This window comes from Dickeya sp. Secpp 1600 (genome assembly GCF_003049805.1).
In the GTDB taxonomy this organism is placed as follows: domain Bacteria; phylum Pseudomonadota; class Gammaproteobacteria; order Enterobacterales; family Enterobacteriaceae; genus Dickeya; species Dickeya fangzhongdai.
The window spans coordinates 781,519-796,360 of record NZ_CP023484.1 but is presented as its reverse complement, the minus strand read 5'-3'; the positions used below and the strand labels follow the sequence as shown (position 1 = coordinate 796,360).

At 58.7% G+C, this 14,842-nt stretch carries 9 protein-coding genes; 8 read left to right on the top strand and 1 reads right to left on the bottom strand.

Translation table 11 applies throughout. From position 1 onward, the window contains the following. The first annotated feature begins 433 nt into the window (after nt 1-433). The 6 genes from nifJ to CPA59_RS03660 all read left to right on the top strand — a co-directional run bounded on the left by nifJ (nt 434) and on the right by CPA59_RS03660 (nt 10,366). Entirely contained in the window at nt 434-3,967 is a 3,534-nt protein-coding gene (nifJ, locus tag CPA59_RS03685; RefSeq protein ID WP_107758713.1) for a pyruvate:ferredoxin (flavodoxin) oxidoreductase, read from the top strand. 249 nt (nt 3,968-4,216) lie between these two features. Beyond that, a complete protein-coding gene (locus CPA59_RS03680; RefSeq protein ID WP_100848957.1) occupies nt 4,217-5,305 on the top strand; it encodes a L,D-transpeptidase family protein in 1,089 nt (362 codons plus the stop codon). Nucleotides 5,306-5,603: 298 nt separating this feature from the next. After that, on the top strand, nt 5,604-6,059 hold the full coding sequence (locus CPA59_RS03675) for a MarR family winged helix-turn-helix transcriptional regulator (protein ID WP_107758712.1): 456 nt from the start codon (nt 5,604-5,606) through the stop codon (nt 6,057-6,059). Next, nucleotides 6,056-7,177, top strand: a complete 1,122-nt coding sequence (locus CPA59_RS03670) for an HlyD family secretion protein (protein ID WP_038917897.1) — start codon at nt 6,056-6,058, stop codon at nt 7,175-7,177. Before CPA59_RS03675 ends, CPA59_RS03670 begins: the two co-directional genes overlap by 4 nt. Next, nucleotides 7,164-8,768 carry a DHA2 family efflux MFS transporter permease subunit gene (locus tag CPA59_RS03665; RefSeq protein ID WP_107758711.1) on the top strand — a complete coding sequence of 535 codons (1,605 nt, stop codon included), beginning with the start codon at nt 7,164-7,166 and terminating at the stop codon, nt 8,766-8,768. The genes CPA59_RS03670 and CPA59_RS03665 overlap by 14 nt, the downstream gene beginning before the upstream one ends. Nucleotides 8,769-8,869: 101 nt before the next feature. Further along, nucleotides 8,870-10,366 (top strand): mannitol dehydrogenase family protein, encoded by a 1,497-nt coding sequence (locus CPA59_RS03660; protein WP_174213727.1) that lies wholly within the window; start codon nt 8,870-8,872, stop codon nt 10,364-10,366. A 155-nt stretch (nt 10,367-10,521) separates the two neighbouring features. Here CPA59_RS03660 and CPA59_RS03655 read toward each other — a convergent pair whose 3' ends face one another. Beyond that, nucleotides 10,522-10,731, bottom strand: coding sequence for a helix-turn-helix transcriptional regulator (locus CPA59_RS03655; RefSeq protein ID WP_038917895.1), 210 nt, complete (start codon nt 10,729-10,731; stop codon nt 10,522-10,524). A 453-nt stretch (nt 10,732-11,184) separates the two neighbouring features. On the opposite strand from CPA59_RS03655, the gene CPA59_RS03650 reads away from it, so the two are divergent. Both CPA59_RS03650 and CPA59_RS03645 read left to right on the top strand, forming a co-directional pair. Next, complete coding sequence (locus CPA59_RS03650) at nt 11,185-12,711, top strand: MFS transporter (protein WP_038917894.1); 1,527 nt, start codon at nt 11,185-11,187, stop codon at nt 12,709-12,711. Nucleotides 12,712-12,970: 259 nt separating this feature from the next. Continuing rightward, on the top strand, nt 12,971-14,839 hold the full coding sequence (locus tag CPA59_RS03645) for a DUF1800 family protein (protein ID WP_255412262.1): 1,869 nt from the start codon (nt 12,971-12,973) through the stop codon (nt 14,837-14,839). Nucleotides 14,840-14,842: the final 3 nt, after the last annotated feature.

Sequence of the window (14,842 nt, the reverse complement as noted above, 5' to 3'; positions counted from 1 at the left end):
CGCCCGCATCAGGAGGTGTCCGGCGCTTTATTTCAGCATAGGCGCAGATGCCTATCCTTCCACTGGCATTTCCCGCTTTGCGGGCGAATGCCGGATTTTTAATCGGACAGCGCCACGCCCTTGTCAGACTGTACGATAATAGGTGATATAGTCTGATTTTATTAACGATACATTAACACCGCTGTTTATCGCCAGCGTCATCTTCCCTCGCAGGGATGTGAACGGCCGGGCAGAGGATCTGCCGCAACGTATCCGGTTGGGAACTGCACAGCATGTCCCTAAACTGCTACTATTGCCGGCCTGTGGCGCGCCGCCTGCTCGCCATATACATATTGAAACAACTCAGCGGGCTATAATCGGTCAAAAAAACTCGCCGGGCAGCGATAATAGCCGCCACACAGGGACATCGTTCAGCAACAAAGAAGGTTAAGTCATGATCACCACCGACGGTAATAACGCGGTCGCTTCGGTCGCCTGGCGAACCAATGAAGTTATCGCTATCTACCCCATCACCCCCAGCTCCACCATGGCCGAACAAGCGGCCGCCTGGTCGAGCGACGAACGCAAGAATATCTGGGGAGATACCCCTCGGGTGGTTGAAATGCAATCCGAAGCGGGCGCCATCGCCACCGTGCACGGCGCATTGCAGACCGGCGCGCTGTCCACGACCTTTACTTCCTCGCAGGGCCTGCTGCTGATGATCCCGACGCTGTACAAGCTGGCCGGTCAGTTGACGCCGTTTGTACTGCACGTCGCCGCCCGTACCGTGGCGACCCACGCGTTATCCATTTTCTGCGACCATTCGGACGTGATGGCGGTGCGTCAGACCGGCTGCGCCATGCTGTGCGCCAGCAACGTGCAGGAAGCGCAGGACTTCGCGCTGATTTCCCAGATGGCGAGCCTCAACAGCCGCCTGCCGTTTATTCATTTCTTTGACGGCTTTCGCACCTCGCACGAAATCAACAAGATCGAGCCGCTGAGCGACGCGCAATTGCGCACCCTGCTGCCGCAGGCGGCGATTGATGTACACCGTGAGCGGGCGCTTACTCCTGAGCGTCCGGTGATTCGCGGCACCGCCTCCAACCCGGATACCTTCTTCCAGGCGCGCGAAGCCACCAACCCGTGGTACAACGCGGCATTCGGTCATGTGGAACAGGCGATGAACGACTTCGCCCGCGAAACCGGCCGTCAGTACCGGCCGTTCGAGTATTACGGCCATCCCGACGCCACCCGCGTTATCGTGATGATGGGCTCCGGCGTCGGCACCTGCGAAGAGGTGATCGACACCCTGCTGACGCGCGGCGAGAAAGTCGGCGTGGTGAAGGTTCGGCTGTACCGGCCGTTCTGTGCGCAGCATCTGCTGGCGGCGATTCCGCAAAGCGCGCAGTCCATCGCGGTACTGGACCGCACCAAAGAACCCGGCGCCCAGGCTGAACCGCTGTATCTGGACGTGATGACCGCGCTGGCGGAGGCGTTCTCACGAGGTGAGCGCCCACTTATGCCGAAGGTGATCGGCGGCCGTTACGGTCTGTCTTCGAAAGAATTCACCCCGCAGTGCGTCGAGGCGACGTATAAAGAGTTAGCGCTTACCAACCCCAGACCGCGTTTTACCGTCGGTATTTATGACGATATCACCCACCTGTCGTTGCCGCTGTCCGAGCAGCCGATGCCGACGCAGGCGTCGCTGGAAGCGCTGTTCTACGGGCTGGGCAGCGACGGCACCGTGTCCGCCGCCAAAAACTCGATCAAAATCGTCGGTAATTCGACCCCGCTGTTCGTGCAGGGCTATTTCGTTTACGACTCCAAAAAAGCCGGTAGCCTGACGGTTTCCCACATGCGCGTCGGCCCGCACCCGATTCATTCCGCCTACCTGATTGAACAGGCGGATTTCGTGGCCTGCCACCAGTGGCAGTTCATCGACAAATACAGCATGGTGGAGCGCCTGAAACCGGGCGGCATCTTCCTGATCAACACGCCTTACAGCGCCGACGACCTGTGGCACCGGCTGCCGCAGGAAGTACAGGCCGGTCTGAACCAGCGTCAGGCGCGGGTGTTCTGCATCAATGCGGCGAAAATCGCCCGCGAATGTCAGTTGGGCGCGCGCATCAACACCGTGATGCAGATGGCGTTCTTCCACCTGACGCAAATCCTGCCGGGCGGCGACGCGCTCGACAAACTGCGCGCCGCCATCGCCAGCAGCTACGGCAGCAAAGGCCAGGAACTGGTGGAACGCAACTGGCGTGCGCTGGACGCGACGCTGGCCGCGCTGGAAGCGCTGGCGCTGGAGCCGGTGAATCCGGACAGCCCGTGCCGCCCGCCGGTGGTCTCCGACGCCGCGCCCGATTTCGTCAAAACCGTCACCGCCGCGATGCTGGCCGGTCTGGGCGACAGCCTGCCGGTGTCCGCCCTGCCGCCGGACGGCACCTGGCCGGTCGGCACCACCCAGTGGGAAAAGCGCAACATCGCCGAAGAGATTCCGTTGTGGAAACCGGATCTGTGTACCCAGTGCAACCACTGCGTGGCCGCCTGCCCGCACTCCGCTATCCGCGCCAAGGTAGTGCCCGCCGACGCGATGGCCGACGCCCCAGCGTCGCTGCAGTCGCTGGACGTGAAAGCCCGCGACATGCGCGGTCAAAAATATGTGCTGCAGGTCGCGCCGGAAGATTGCACCGGCTGTAATCTGTGCGTGGAAGTGTGCCCGGCCAAAGATCGCCAGAATCCGGAAATCAAGGCCATCAACATGGAATCGCGTCTGGACCATGTGGCGACCGAGAAAACCCATTACGATTTCTTCCTCAAACTGCCGGAAATCGACCGCAGCAAACTGGAGCGCATCGATATCCGTACCTCGCAGTTGATTACGCCGCTGTTCGAGTACTCCGGCGCCTGTTCCGGCTGCGGCGAAACCCCGTACATCAAGCTGCTGACCCAGTTGTACGGCGATCGTCTGCTGGTGGCCAACGCCACCGGCTGTTCCTCGATTTACGGCGGCAACCTGCCGACAACGCCCTGGACCACCGATGCCAACGGCCGCGGGCCGGCATGGGCCAACTCTCTGTTTGAAGACAACGCCGAGTTCGGGCTGGGCTTCCGCCTGAGCGTCGACCAGCATCGCCAGCGCGCCCTGCGCCTGCTGGATCAGCTCAAGCCGCAATTGCCTGCCGATGTGGTGGCCGACCTGCTGGAAGAATCCGTTGCTGCCGATACGCGCCGCGAACAGATTGCCCGCCTGCGTCAGTCACTCAGCGCCATCGACAGCGCCGACGCTCGTCAACTGATAGAGGAAGCCGATCATCTGGTGGATAAATCCATCTGGCTGATTGGCGGCGACGGCTGGGCCTACGATATCGGCTATGGTGGTCTTGACCACGTGATGAGCCTGTCGGAAAACGTTAACGTGCTGGTGCTCGACACCCAGTGCTATTCCAACACCGGCGGCCAGCAATCCAAAGCCACCCCGCTCGGCGCCGTCACCAAGTTTGGCGAGAATGGCAAACGCAAGGCGCGTAAAGACCTCGGCATCAACGTGATGATGTACGGCCACGTCTACGTGGCGCAGATATCGCTGGGCGCCCAGCTTAACCAGACGGTGAAGGCGATTCAGGAAGCGGAAGCCTGGCCGGGTCCGTCGCTGATCATCGCCTACAGCCCTTGCGAAGAGCATGGCTACGATCTGGCGTTCAGCCACGACCAGATGCGCCAGTTGACCGCTACCGGCTTCTGGCCGCTGTACCGCTTCGACCCGCGCCGCACGGCGGAAGGCAAACCGGCGCTGGTGACGGATTCCCGTCCGCCGTCAGCCAGCCTGAGCGAAACTCTGCTCAACGAGCAACGATTCCGCCGGCTCAATAGCCAGCAGCCGGAGGCCGCCGCCCTGTTGTATGAAGAAGCCGAGGCGGATCTGCGCCGCCGCTATGACTTCCTCAGCCTGCTGGCGGGCAAGGCGGAGAAAAACGCCCAGGAATAATGCCGTTTAGTCGGATCACACAGGGAGCGGGAAACCGCTCCCTGATTCTTTCTGGCACACGTCGGCCACACGGTTCGTTCCCTTTATTGGTCGCCTTATTTCCCCGCACCGAAGCTTATAATGTAATGGATTGTACATCTGGTTTTCCTGCCGCCCTTCTGCACATATAATGCGCATCCGGACTTTTTGTACCGGATAACAACAATTCCTTTGCCGCAATGGCTTTTAACACTCAACAAAGATATGAAAATGAGTATTCGCGCGATCCTGACATTAGTTGTGGCGGCGGCTGCTTTCAGCCAGACAGCACTCGCCGTGGTTTATCCATTGCCAGCCCCGAATAGCCGGCTGGTGGGTGAAAATATCCAAGTTACCATTCCCAGCGATAGCACCGACGCGCTGGAACACTTTGCCGCTCAGTACCAGATGGGCCTGAGCAACCTGCTGGAAGCCAACCCGGGTATTGACGTTTATCTGCCAAAACCGGGCAGCACCATGACCGTGCCGCAGCAACTGATTCTCCCTGACGCTCCGCGCGAAGGCATCGTGATCAACAGTGCCGAAATGCGTCTGTATTACTACCCGAAAGGTTCCAAAACCGTGGTGGTACTGCCGATCGGCATCGGCCAGCTCGGTAAAGACACCCCGATCAACTGGGTGACCTCGGTTCAGCGTAAGAAAGAACGCCCGACCTGGACGCCGACCGCCGCCATGCATGCAGAATACGCCGCCCGCGGTGAATTCCTGCCTCAGGTTTACCCGGCCGGTCCGGACAACCCGATGGGCCTGTACGCGCTCTACATCGGTAACCTGTACGCCATCCACGGCACCAACGCTAACTTCGGCATCGGCCTGCGCGTAAGCCACGGTTGCGTGCGTCTGCGTGACAAAGACATCAAATACCTGTTCGACCATGTTCCGGTCGGCACCCGCGTTCAGTTCATCAACGAGCCGGTGAAAGCCACCGTCGAGCCGGATGGTTCACGTTATGTCGAAGTTCACAACCCGCTGTCCCGAACCGAGGAAGAGTTCAACTCCGACACGCCGGTTCCGCTGAAGCTGACCCCGGCAGTAACCAAAGTGCTGGCGGACGCCAGCGTCAGTGAAAGCACGGTGAATCAGGCGCTGCAAACCCGCATCGGTATGCCGACGAAAGTGAACGGTCCGGCGGAAAACATCGCGCCGATCGCGCCGGCTGAACCAGCGGCTCCGCAGGCGCCGGCCATTCAGCAGACCAGCACGCCGGATAATGCACAACCGGCAGCGCCTCAAGCCCAGCAGACGGCAACCGACGCCGTGCCGGCAACCGCTGCTGCGACTGACGCCAGCAAATCCTGATCGATCCCCGGATTTTAATCCTGTTCACAGGGCAGCTTAAGCTGCCCTGTTTGTTTTTGGTGAGTTCTTTCCTGCACTAACCCGTTTCATCCCGCCTGACTATCATCAATAACCCTCATCGATAAACCCTCATTGATAACCTTTCATTGATAAAACCCTCTCCCCACGCCGCGGTAAGGCGTAATTTGCATTAGCAGTCTGTTGCACCGCTGTTTATGATTCACTTCACAAAATCAATTGACTTATCATTAGTTGACTTGTTAACTAATAACATTTCATCTATCCCACGGACTTCATCATGTCACAGACCGAATCTTCCGCCCGTCGACGCTTCGCCCTGCAGTTGGGTCAGACCTCCCGCTTGTGGCGCCGGGTTATCGACCGGGAATTGCAACCGTATGGATTGACCCAGGCGACCTGGCTGCCGTTGCTGTTCATCGCCCGCGAAGAACCCCCCATCCACCAGAAAGCGCTGGCCGAATCGCTGGGGCTGGACGCTTCCGCGGTGGTCCGGGTACTGGATAGTCTGCAAAAGCAGGGATTTATCGAAAGACGTGAAGGCAACGATCGCCGTTTTCGCGAGATCCATCTCACCGCGCTCGGGCTGGAGCTGGTGAAGAAGGTGGAGTCTATCGCCGGTCAGGTGCGTAATCAGGCGCTGGCTGGGGTATCGGAACAGGATATTGAGCAGGTCAGCCGGATCATCAATCAGGTTATCAGCAACCTCTCCCGAACCGAAAACGGTCACTCATGAATACTCACGCATCCAAACTGGCGGGGTTCCGGCGTCTGAGCCAACGCCAGCGTACCTTTTTTCTGGCCGGCGCCGCCTTGCTGTTGCTGGCGGTGCTCGTACTGGCGTACTGGTTTCATCAGCGTTTCACGCATATCGGCGAAACCGACGCCCGCGTAATGGGCGAAGTGATCTCGCTGGCCAGCCGGGAAAGCGGCTGGGTGACCGCCCGTCCCGTTATTGACGGCGATGCTATCCGCAAGGATCAATTGCTGGCGCAGATCGACGATCGCGACGCCCGTTTGCGGCTGGCGGAGCAGGAGGGCAATCTGGCCGCCGCCGATGCTCAAATCAGCTACAGCCAGACACAGCGTCAGGTCACCGATCTCACTACTCAGGCCTCGCTGGATGAAGCGCGGGCGAAACTGGCGTCGAGCGAATCCGCGGTTAACAACGCCGGTTACCAGCTCAGCCTGGCGCAGAACAACTTCCAGCGCGACGATCAACTGCTGAAAAGCAACCTCACCGCCCGCAAAACCTGGGATGAGTCCCACACCACGCTGTTGCAGCGTCAGGGCGAATTGCGGGAAGCCGAAGCCCAGCGCAGCGCTCAACAGGCGGCGTTGAACAACGCCGTGGCGCAGCGCAACACGCTGCAGGTGCTGGACCGGCAGATCGAGATGCAGCGCCAGCAGCGAATCGCGTTGCAGGCGCAGGTGGATCAGCTCAAGCAGGAGATCGCCGACCGGGCGTTGCGTTCCCCGGTGGATGGCGTGGTGGATCGCACCATTGTGAATGTGGGCAGTTACGTACAGGCCGGACAGTGGATCATGCTGGTGCACGATCCGCGCAATCTGTGGGTCGAAGCCAACATCAAGGAGACGGCCATCGGCCGGGTTCGGGTCGGCCAAAAAGTGGAGATTCAGGTGGACGCCTACCCGGACAAACATTTCAGCGGCCATGTGATCCGGGTCGGCGATGCGGCCACCAATCAGTTTGCACTGCTGCCGAGCCCGAATCCGTCCGGCAACTTCACCAAAATCACCCAGCGCGTACCGGTGCGTATCGCGCTGGACGATCCGGACAACGGCCTGAAACCGGGCCTGATGGCGGAAGTCAGCATCAATGTCGCCGATTGAAGCCCAGGCCGCCCGTTTCGGTCACCGCTATCGCTGGCTGGCGACGGTCACCATCATGCTGGGCACCATCGCCACCACGGCCACGGCGACCATCGTCAATGTCGCGATGCATGACATCATGGGCGCGTTCGGCATGGGCCAGGATCAAGCACAGTGGCTTTCCACCGCCTTTCTGGCCTCAATGACCGCCACCATGCTGATCACCGCCTGGACGCTGGAGCGCTTTGGCTACCGCGCCACCTACGTCGGCTCACTGGTGGTGTTCGTCGCCGGCAGCCTGCTCGGCACCTTCAGCCAGAGCAGCGCCGAAGTGATCCTCGCCCGCATTCTTCAGGGCGGCGCCAGCGGCGTGATCCAGCCACTGGCGATGATCATCATTTCGCAGGTGTTTCCGGTATCGGAACGCGGCAAAGCGATGGGTATTTATGGCGTCGGGGTAGTGCTGGCGCCAGCGCTGGGGCCGGCCGCCGGTGGGCTGATGGTCGATCAACTCGACTGGCGCGCGGTCTTCATGGTGGTGGTACCGTTCTGTCTGGCCGGGATAGCCGCCGCACTGGTGATCCTGCCGGCTAAAAGCGCACAGACCGACAGCACGCCCCGGCGTTTCGACACCCTGGGGTTTATTCTGCTGGTGACGGCGCTGACCTCGCTGCTGGCCGGGCTGTCCAACGGGCAGCGCGAAGGCTGGGGGTCGTTCTTCATTCTCTGCCTGCTGACTACCGCCGTGATCGCCACGCTGGCGTTCATCGTCCGCGAATTCACCACGCCGCACCCTCTGCTCAGCCTGCGAGTGTTCGCCAACCCGGTGTTTACCTCCGGCTGTATCGTGGCGTTCGCGCTGGGCGCGGGTATCTACGGCTCGACTTACATCATCCCGCTGTTTGTGCAGAGCATTCAGGGATACACCCCGACCCGTTCCGGCCTGCTGCTGATGCCGGCGGGACTGGCGCTCGGCATGGTGTTCCCGCTGGCGGGATCGCTCAGCGACAAGCTCAAACCCCACCTGCTGGTGGTGGCGGGTTTGCTGCTGTTCGGGCTGTCCTGCTGGCTGTCCAGCGCGGCGGACACCGATACCCCGTTCTGGACCATGGCCTGGTGGATTGTCATCGGCCGCGTCGGGCTCGGGGTGATGTTGCCCGCCATGAACGCCGGCGCGCTGCGGGCGCTGCCGCACGCTCAGCTGGCGCAGGGCGCGGGCAGTCTCAATTTCATCCGTCAGTTGGGCGGCGCGATGGGGGTCAACCTGCTGTCGGTATTTATCGAACGGCGCGCCACCTTTCACGGCCAGATGCTGGCGCAGTCGCTGACGCTGGACAATATCCGCAGCACCGACGCCATCCGCCAGCTCAGTCTGCTGTTCGGCCACGGCGGCAATCCGCTCGGCGATCCGCTCAGCACCAGCATCAACCCCGGCATCATGACCTACCTGCAATCGGTGCTGGCGCCCAAAGCGCAGATGTTCGCCTATCAGGACGGCTTTTTCATGGTAGCGATGTTCTTTTTTCTGGCGATGTTGCCCGCCTGGTTTATTCGACCGCGTCCGGTGCTAAACCCAACCTCGCAACCCGGTGCGGCCAAGGCGCCGGCATGACTCTGTGAACCGGCTTCAGAACACGCCATATGACAGTTGCCGCCCAACCGAAAGACCGTTAAGGTTGGGCGGTTAATTTTTCTCTTTTCAGGACGCCATCTATGTCCAGTAACAGTTTGTCCGGCAACGAAAAAAATCTGTCCAACACGCTGCTGCCCGCCGCAGTGCAACAACCCCGTTACGACCGTCAGTCGCTGAAGCCTCGTATCGTACACATCGGCTTCGGCGCGTTTCACCGCGCGCATCAGGCGTTGCTGACCGATCGGGTGCTCAATCGTCAGGGCGGCGACTGGGGGATTTGCGAAGTGGTGTTGTTCAGCGACGATACCCTGATTTCCGCCCTGCGCCGTCAGGATCACCGGTTTACCGTGCTGGAGAAAGCCGCCCACGGCAATCAGGCAATCGTGGTTGGCGCGGTCTGCAAGTCGCTGCACGCCCGAGTGGAAGGGATCGCGGCGATTCTGGAACAGCTGGCGGATCCGATCGTCGCGATCGTCTCGCTGACCATCACCGAGAAAGGCTACTGCCGCGCAGGCAACAAAGGAGAACTCGATCGGGACAATCCGCTGGTGCAGCAGGATCTGGCCCACCCGCGCCAACCTTCGTCGGTGCCGGGATTGCTGGCCGAAGCGCTGCGTCTGCGCCGTGAGCGAGGCATTACGCCCTTCTCCGTGCTTTCCTGCGACAACGTACCGGAAAACGGCAAAGTGACGCGTCAGGTGGTGGTGGATGCCGCACGCCTGCAGGATCCCGCGCTGGCGGACTGGATCGCGCAGCATGTCACCTTCCCCAATACGATGGTGGATCGGATAGTACCGGCCGCCACGCCGGAAACACTGAGCCAGGTAGCCGACGCCGTCGGCGTGGCGGATCCGTGCGGCATCGCCTGCGAGCCGTTTATTCAGTGGGTGGTGGAAGACAGCTTTGTCGCCGGCCGCCCCGACTGGGAACTGGCGGGCGCCCAACTGGTGGACGATGTGCTGCCGTTTGAAGAGATGAAACTGCGCATGCTCAACGGCAGCCACTCTTTCCTGGCCTACCTCGGTTATCTGGCGGGTTACGAGCATATCAACAACGCTATGGACGACCCTTGCTACCGGCAGGCGGTGCGCCACCTGATGCTGCAGGAGCAGGCGCCGACCCTGCATGTGTCCGGCGTAGACCTGACCGCCTATGCCGACCAGTTGCTTGAGCGTTTTGCCAACCCGGCGCTGAAACACCGCACCTGGCAGATTGCGATGGACGGCAGCCAGAAACTGCCCCAGCGCATGCTGGCGTCGTTACGCTGGCATCTGGCGCGCGGCAGTGACCATCGCGCGCTGACGCTGGGCGTAGCAGGTTGGATGCGTTACGTCGGCGGGGTTGATGATGCCGGCCAGGCGATCGATATCCGCGATCCGCTGGCCGCCACGTTGCAGCAGATCGTCAGCACCACCCGTGACGACGCAGAGCGGGTCCGCGGTCTGTTGTCCATCAGCGCGCTGTTTGGCGATGACCTGCCCGGCAACGCGACGTGGGTAGCGGCACTGACCGACGCTTATCTGTCGCTGCGCGACAACGGCGCCAAAGCAACCGTTGCGGCGTTATTCAACGACTGATCTGTATTCAACGACTGATCGGTGTGGCGCCATATCACACGGCGCTGACGCCATCCCCACATGCCGCGCTCAGGAAAGTACTCGGAGCGCGGCTGTTCAGATGCCGTCTGTACGCCGTGATATCCCGATGCCGCCCCTCTCAGGCGCACCGGCCATCACTCTTCCGGCGAATACTCCAGCACATCGCCAGGCTGGCAGGACAGCACCTCGCATATTCTCTGCAATGTATCGAACCGGATGCTTTTCACCTTGCCGGATTTCAGCAGCGAAAGATTCTGCTCGGTAATGCCGATCAACCCCGCCAGCTCGCGAGACTTCATCTTTTTTTGTGCCAGCAGCACGTCCAGTCTGATAATGATTGGCATAGCCCGTCTTACCAACAATTCACTCATGACCCGATAAAATACACTGTCTGGTGCCGTGAGATAAATCACACTTTGCGTCACGCGTAATATCCAGGATCACAAGCTGATCACAGTTCATCGCTATTTTTTACAATTATTCTTGATTTTTGCGGGCCGGCATTGCGAAATAACGATGATAGTTTCACCACCTTCCCCGACGCTATCGTTCCTGCCGCCGATAATTTTTATCGTCTTACGATAAAAAAATGATGCCAACCGACAAACATCGCGTTTTTCAGGTCAATACTCGTGATCAAATTAAAAAAACTTATTTCATGATCTCCCTGACAGATTCCTATTAAAAGCAGCCAGGAGTGGGATGGCTAGTTTACTTTTGTCTCGAACGGGCAAATGATAAGAACATAAGTTCATTTCAAATGAAATAATGTTTTAATATTGTTAGGCGAATTGATCATGAGTAAACCCATAACTTTGAAACACACGCTCTGTTACGGCAGCGCGAACTTGCTAGGCAGTGGCGCCTTAGCCATTAGTGGCGCCTGGCTAATGTACTTCTATACCACCTTTTGTGGATTGTCTCTGGTTGAGGCCGCTGCCATTTTCTCCGTGGCCAGCGTCATCGACGCCATCAGTAACCCGATCATGGGTTACATCAGCGACAACTTCTACAATACCCGCATCGGCCGCATGTTCGGTCGCCGTCGCTTCTTCATCCTGCTCGGTATTCCTTTGGTACTGGTCTACCCGATGCTGTGGATGGAAGGGCTCGGCTTCTGGTACTACCTGTCGACCTATGTGCTGTTCGAGCTGATTTACACCTCCATCATGGTGCCGTACGAAACGCTCGCCACCGAGATGACCACCGACTTCAAAGTCCGCTCCAAACTGACCGGCTCCAAAGCCATCTTCGGTAAGGTCGCCAACTTCCTGGCCGCCTTTATTCCGGGGCAGTTCATCGGTATCTACGGTAAAGACTCCGCCACGCCGTTCTTCTACACCGGTCTGGCTTATGGCTTCATCATGTGTGCGGCGATGATCGCCCTCTACTTCACTTCCTGGGAACGTTCTCCGAGCGAAGTGGCGCGTGAACACACCCAGAACCTGTGGCAGTCGCTGAAAAAACTTAGCATCGACATGGCGTCTACTTTCCGTCTGCGTATTTTCCGTAAACACCTCGGGATGTACCTGTTCGGTTTCGGTGCTGAATGGCTGTTCGCTTCCGCCTTTACCTATTTCATCGTATTCGGTCTGAAGCAGAGCACCGCGGTAGTGTCCCAGCTCAACAGCTTCAGCTCGATTATGCAGTTTATCTCCACCTTCCTCTTCATCGGCATCTGCGTGAAAATGGGCTTCGGTCGCCCGTATCGCCTGGCGCTGACGGTGGTAATTGTCAGCGTGATCGCCTACGCAGCGCTCTATTTCACTGGCTGGTCTCAAACTGCGACCATCATCGTCCTGTTCGGTATCACCGCTATCTTCGGTCTGAGCACCGGCGGTATCTACTACATTCCCTGGACGGTCTACACCTTCCTGGCGGACGTGGATGAAGTGCTGACCGGTCGTCGCCGTGAAGGGATTTACGCCGGCGCCATGACCTTCGCCGGTAAGATGGTGCGTTCCGTCATCGTCTTCGCCATGGGCTGGATTCTGAGCCAGTTCGGATTCGTATCCGGCAAAGCGGCACAGCCGGAAAGCGCCGTGCTGGCGATTGTGGGCGTGTTCTCTCTGGGCGTGGTTGCTCTGGCGGTCGTCGCGATCTACTACAGCACCCAGATGCGTCTGGACCGTAAGAATCACATGATTCTGCTGCAGGAAATTGCTCGTATCAAAGCTGGCGGTGCGATTGCCGATGTTCCAGCGGAAGCCCGCGCGGTTGCCGAAGAACTGACCGGCTGGAAATACGAACAGTGCTGGGGCAATAACCCGCTCGGTATGCAACAAGACGTTCCGGAACCAGTGGTTGCGACGTCTCATCGCTAAGATTACCCTCGGTCTATCATCATTCAATGCCGCCCTCCGGGCGGCATTTTTCTTTTCTTAATTCTTATCGGCTCTCTCTTTCTTTCCCGACACCAACAGGGGGGGAACGGTTCCACCTGGCACGTCGGCTAAAACACCATAAAGTAGTCCATACAGCAGGATGCTGTAGTTTCGGACCACTAAGGAAACAGCCACGATGCCAGCATACTTTTCCGCCTTTTGCGCACGCCTATCACGTCGCTTTTTCATCCGTTCATCTATGGCTGGAATCTTGCTGCTGGTTTGTACCAGCGCCAGCGCACTGACCGTCGATGAAGCCAGGCATTTACTGGGACGAACCAGTTTTGGCGCCAGTCAGCAAGATATCAACGCGTTACTGCCGTTATCCAAAGAGCAGGCGGTCTCACGGTTATTATCATCACTTGAGCAACCCAACTACCTCCAACCCCCGTCTTACCTTTCACAACCGCGCCCCAATTACTGGGACAAGGACTGGGAAAAACAGGACGTGGTGGCTTATCGCATCAATGAAATTAGCCAGTTGCAGAGTTGGTGGATACAGGAAATGATTGAAACCCCCTCGCCATTTGCCGAACGTCTGGCCCTGTTCTGGCACAACCATTTTGTTTCACGTTTCCAGAACACTCGCGTTTCCGCGCCTTTTTATGATCAACTGATGTTGTTTCGCCAATGGGGCGGAAAAAGCTTTCGTGAACTGCTGAAAGGAATACTGCGCGATCCGATGATGTTAAGCGGGCTGGACAACGTTAAAAACACCCGTATCTCTCCCAATGAAAATCTGGCTCGCGAACTGATGGAACTGTTCACACTGGGCATCGGCCGCTATAGCGAACAGGACGTTAAGCAGGTGGCCCGCCTGCTGGCCGGGCATACCGTAGACCAAAATCAGGGTTGGTATTACAAGGTCAACGAGCAGGACAGGGACACGGGCGTAAAAACCGTACTCGGTCAAACCATTGCCGCAAGCGCCTCGGACGAACTGGATCAACTGGTGGAGGTTTTACTGCGGCAACCCAGCACCGCGGAACGGATTGCCGCCAAATTTTTCTACGAATTCGTATCCTTGCAGCCCAATGCTAGCGAAATTGCCCAACTGGCCACCACGCTACGTGAAAGTAACTATGACCTGAATGCACTGCTGAAAACCCTGTTGCTCAGCGAGGCATTCTGGGCGCCAGAGAACCGCGGCAGTCTGATCAAATCACCACTGGATCTGGTTGTCGGATTTGCGCGCACTTTCCGCCTGCGCCTGCCGGATTATCGTGTACTGGCTGACTACAGCGAAGTGCTGGGGCAGGAACCGTTCCTGGCACCGGATGTTTCTGGCTGGAAAGGGGGCTATCACTGGCTTAACAATAGCAAGATCATTAACAGAAAACGCATTATTGAACGATTGTGGGTCGCCGTTGATCAATCACGCAAGCTCGCCGCGACGCCGACCGACGGCCTGCATATCCGCTTCAACTCAGAATACCGCCGCACGCCCGCGCAATTCAGCGTGCGCGTCAACGGCCGGCCGGTAGCCGATATCACGGCGCAGGCCGGTTTGCACACCCAGGGTATCGAGAAGGCGTCCAATGAGTCTGCGGCGATGAAACCGATGTGGGAAAACGCGCATATCCCGGTTTCCGCACTGCCGGCAAACCCGAAAACCATCACCATTGCCTTTACGCTGACGGATGTGGATACCCATCTATTTATCAACTGGATAGAACTGAACGGGCAGCGTTACAACCCGGCTGAGTCGCGCTGGGTCAATACCACATACGGGCGTTGTCCACTGGGGGTGCCGCCAGCCTCCTTTTATTGCGACGCCCAGTTGGAATTCACGCTGAACCCGGCAAGCAGTCCGGAACAGGCGTCACTGGACGACCTGCGCACACCGTTGAATTCCAGTATCGAATACGGCACGGCGCGCCTGCAGCTGATGCCGCAACACGCATCGGCTAACACGCCGCCCCCACTGACTCAAATGCCGCCACTCATGCCAACGTTCACCGACGATATGGCACCGATGATGCAGGAAACGTCCGCCAGCCAGGTGTTAAGTCTGCAACAGCAAATCTACCGGCTCCTCACGCTAGACCCGGCATATAACCTGAAATAACTC

Excerpts from the sequence above, each read along its gene's own strand:
- nifJ (WP_107758713.1), top strand. The coding sequence starts at position 434 with ATGATCACCACCGACGGTAATAACGCGGTCGCTTCGGTCGCCTGGCGA.
- CPA59_RS03680 (WP_100848957.1), top strand. The coding sequence starts at position 4,217 with ATGAGTATTCGCGCGATCCTGACATTAGTTGTGGCGGCGGCTGCTTTC.
- CPA59_RS03675 (WP_107758712.1), top strand. The coding sequence starts at position 5,604 with ATGTCACAGACCGAATCTTCCGCCCGTCGACGCTTCGCCCTGCAGTTG.
- CPA59_RS03670 (WP_038917897.1), top strand. The coding sequence starts at position 6,056 with ATGAATACTCACGCATCCAAACTGGCGGGGTTCCGGCGTCTGAGCCAA.
- CPA59_RS03665 (WP_107758711.1), top strand. The coding sequence starts at position 7,164 with ATGTCGCCGATTGAAGCCCAGGCCGCCCGTTTCGGTCACCGCTATCGC.
- CPA59_RS03660 (WP_174213727.1), top strand. The coding sequence starts at position 8,870 with ATGTCCAGTAACAGTTTGTCCGGCAACGAAAAAAATCTGTCCAACACG.
- CPA59_RS03655 (WP_038917895.1), bottom strand. The coding sequence starts at position 10,731 with ATGCCAATCATTATCAGACTGGACGTGCTGCTGGCACAAAAAAAGATG.
- CPA59_RS03650 (WP_038917894.1), top strand. The coding sequence starts at position 11,185 with ATGAGTAAACCCATAACTTTGAAACACACGCTCTGTTACGGCAGCGCG.
- CPA59_RS03645 (WP_255412262.1), top strand. The coding sequence starts at position 12,971 with ATGGCTGGAATCTTGCTGCTGGTTTGTACCAGCGCCAGCGCACTGACC.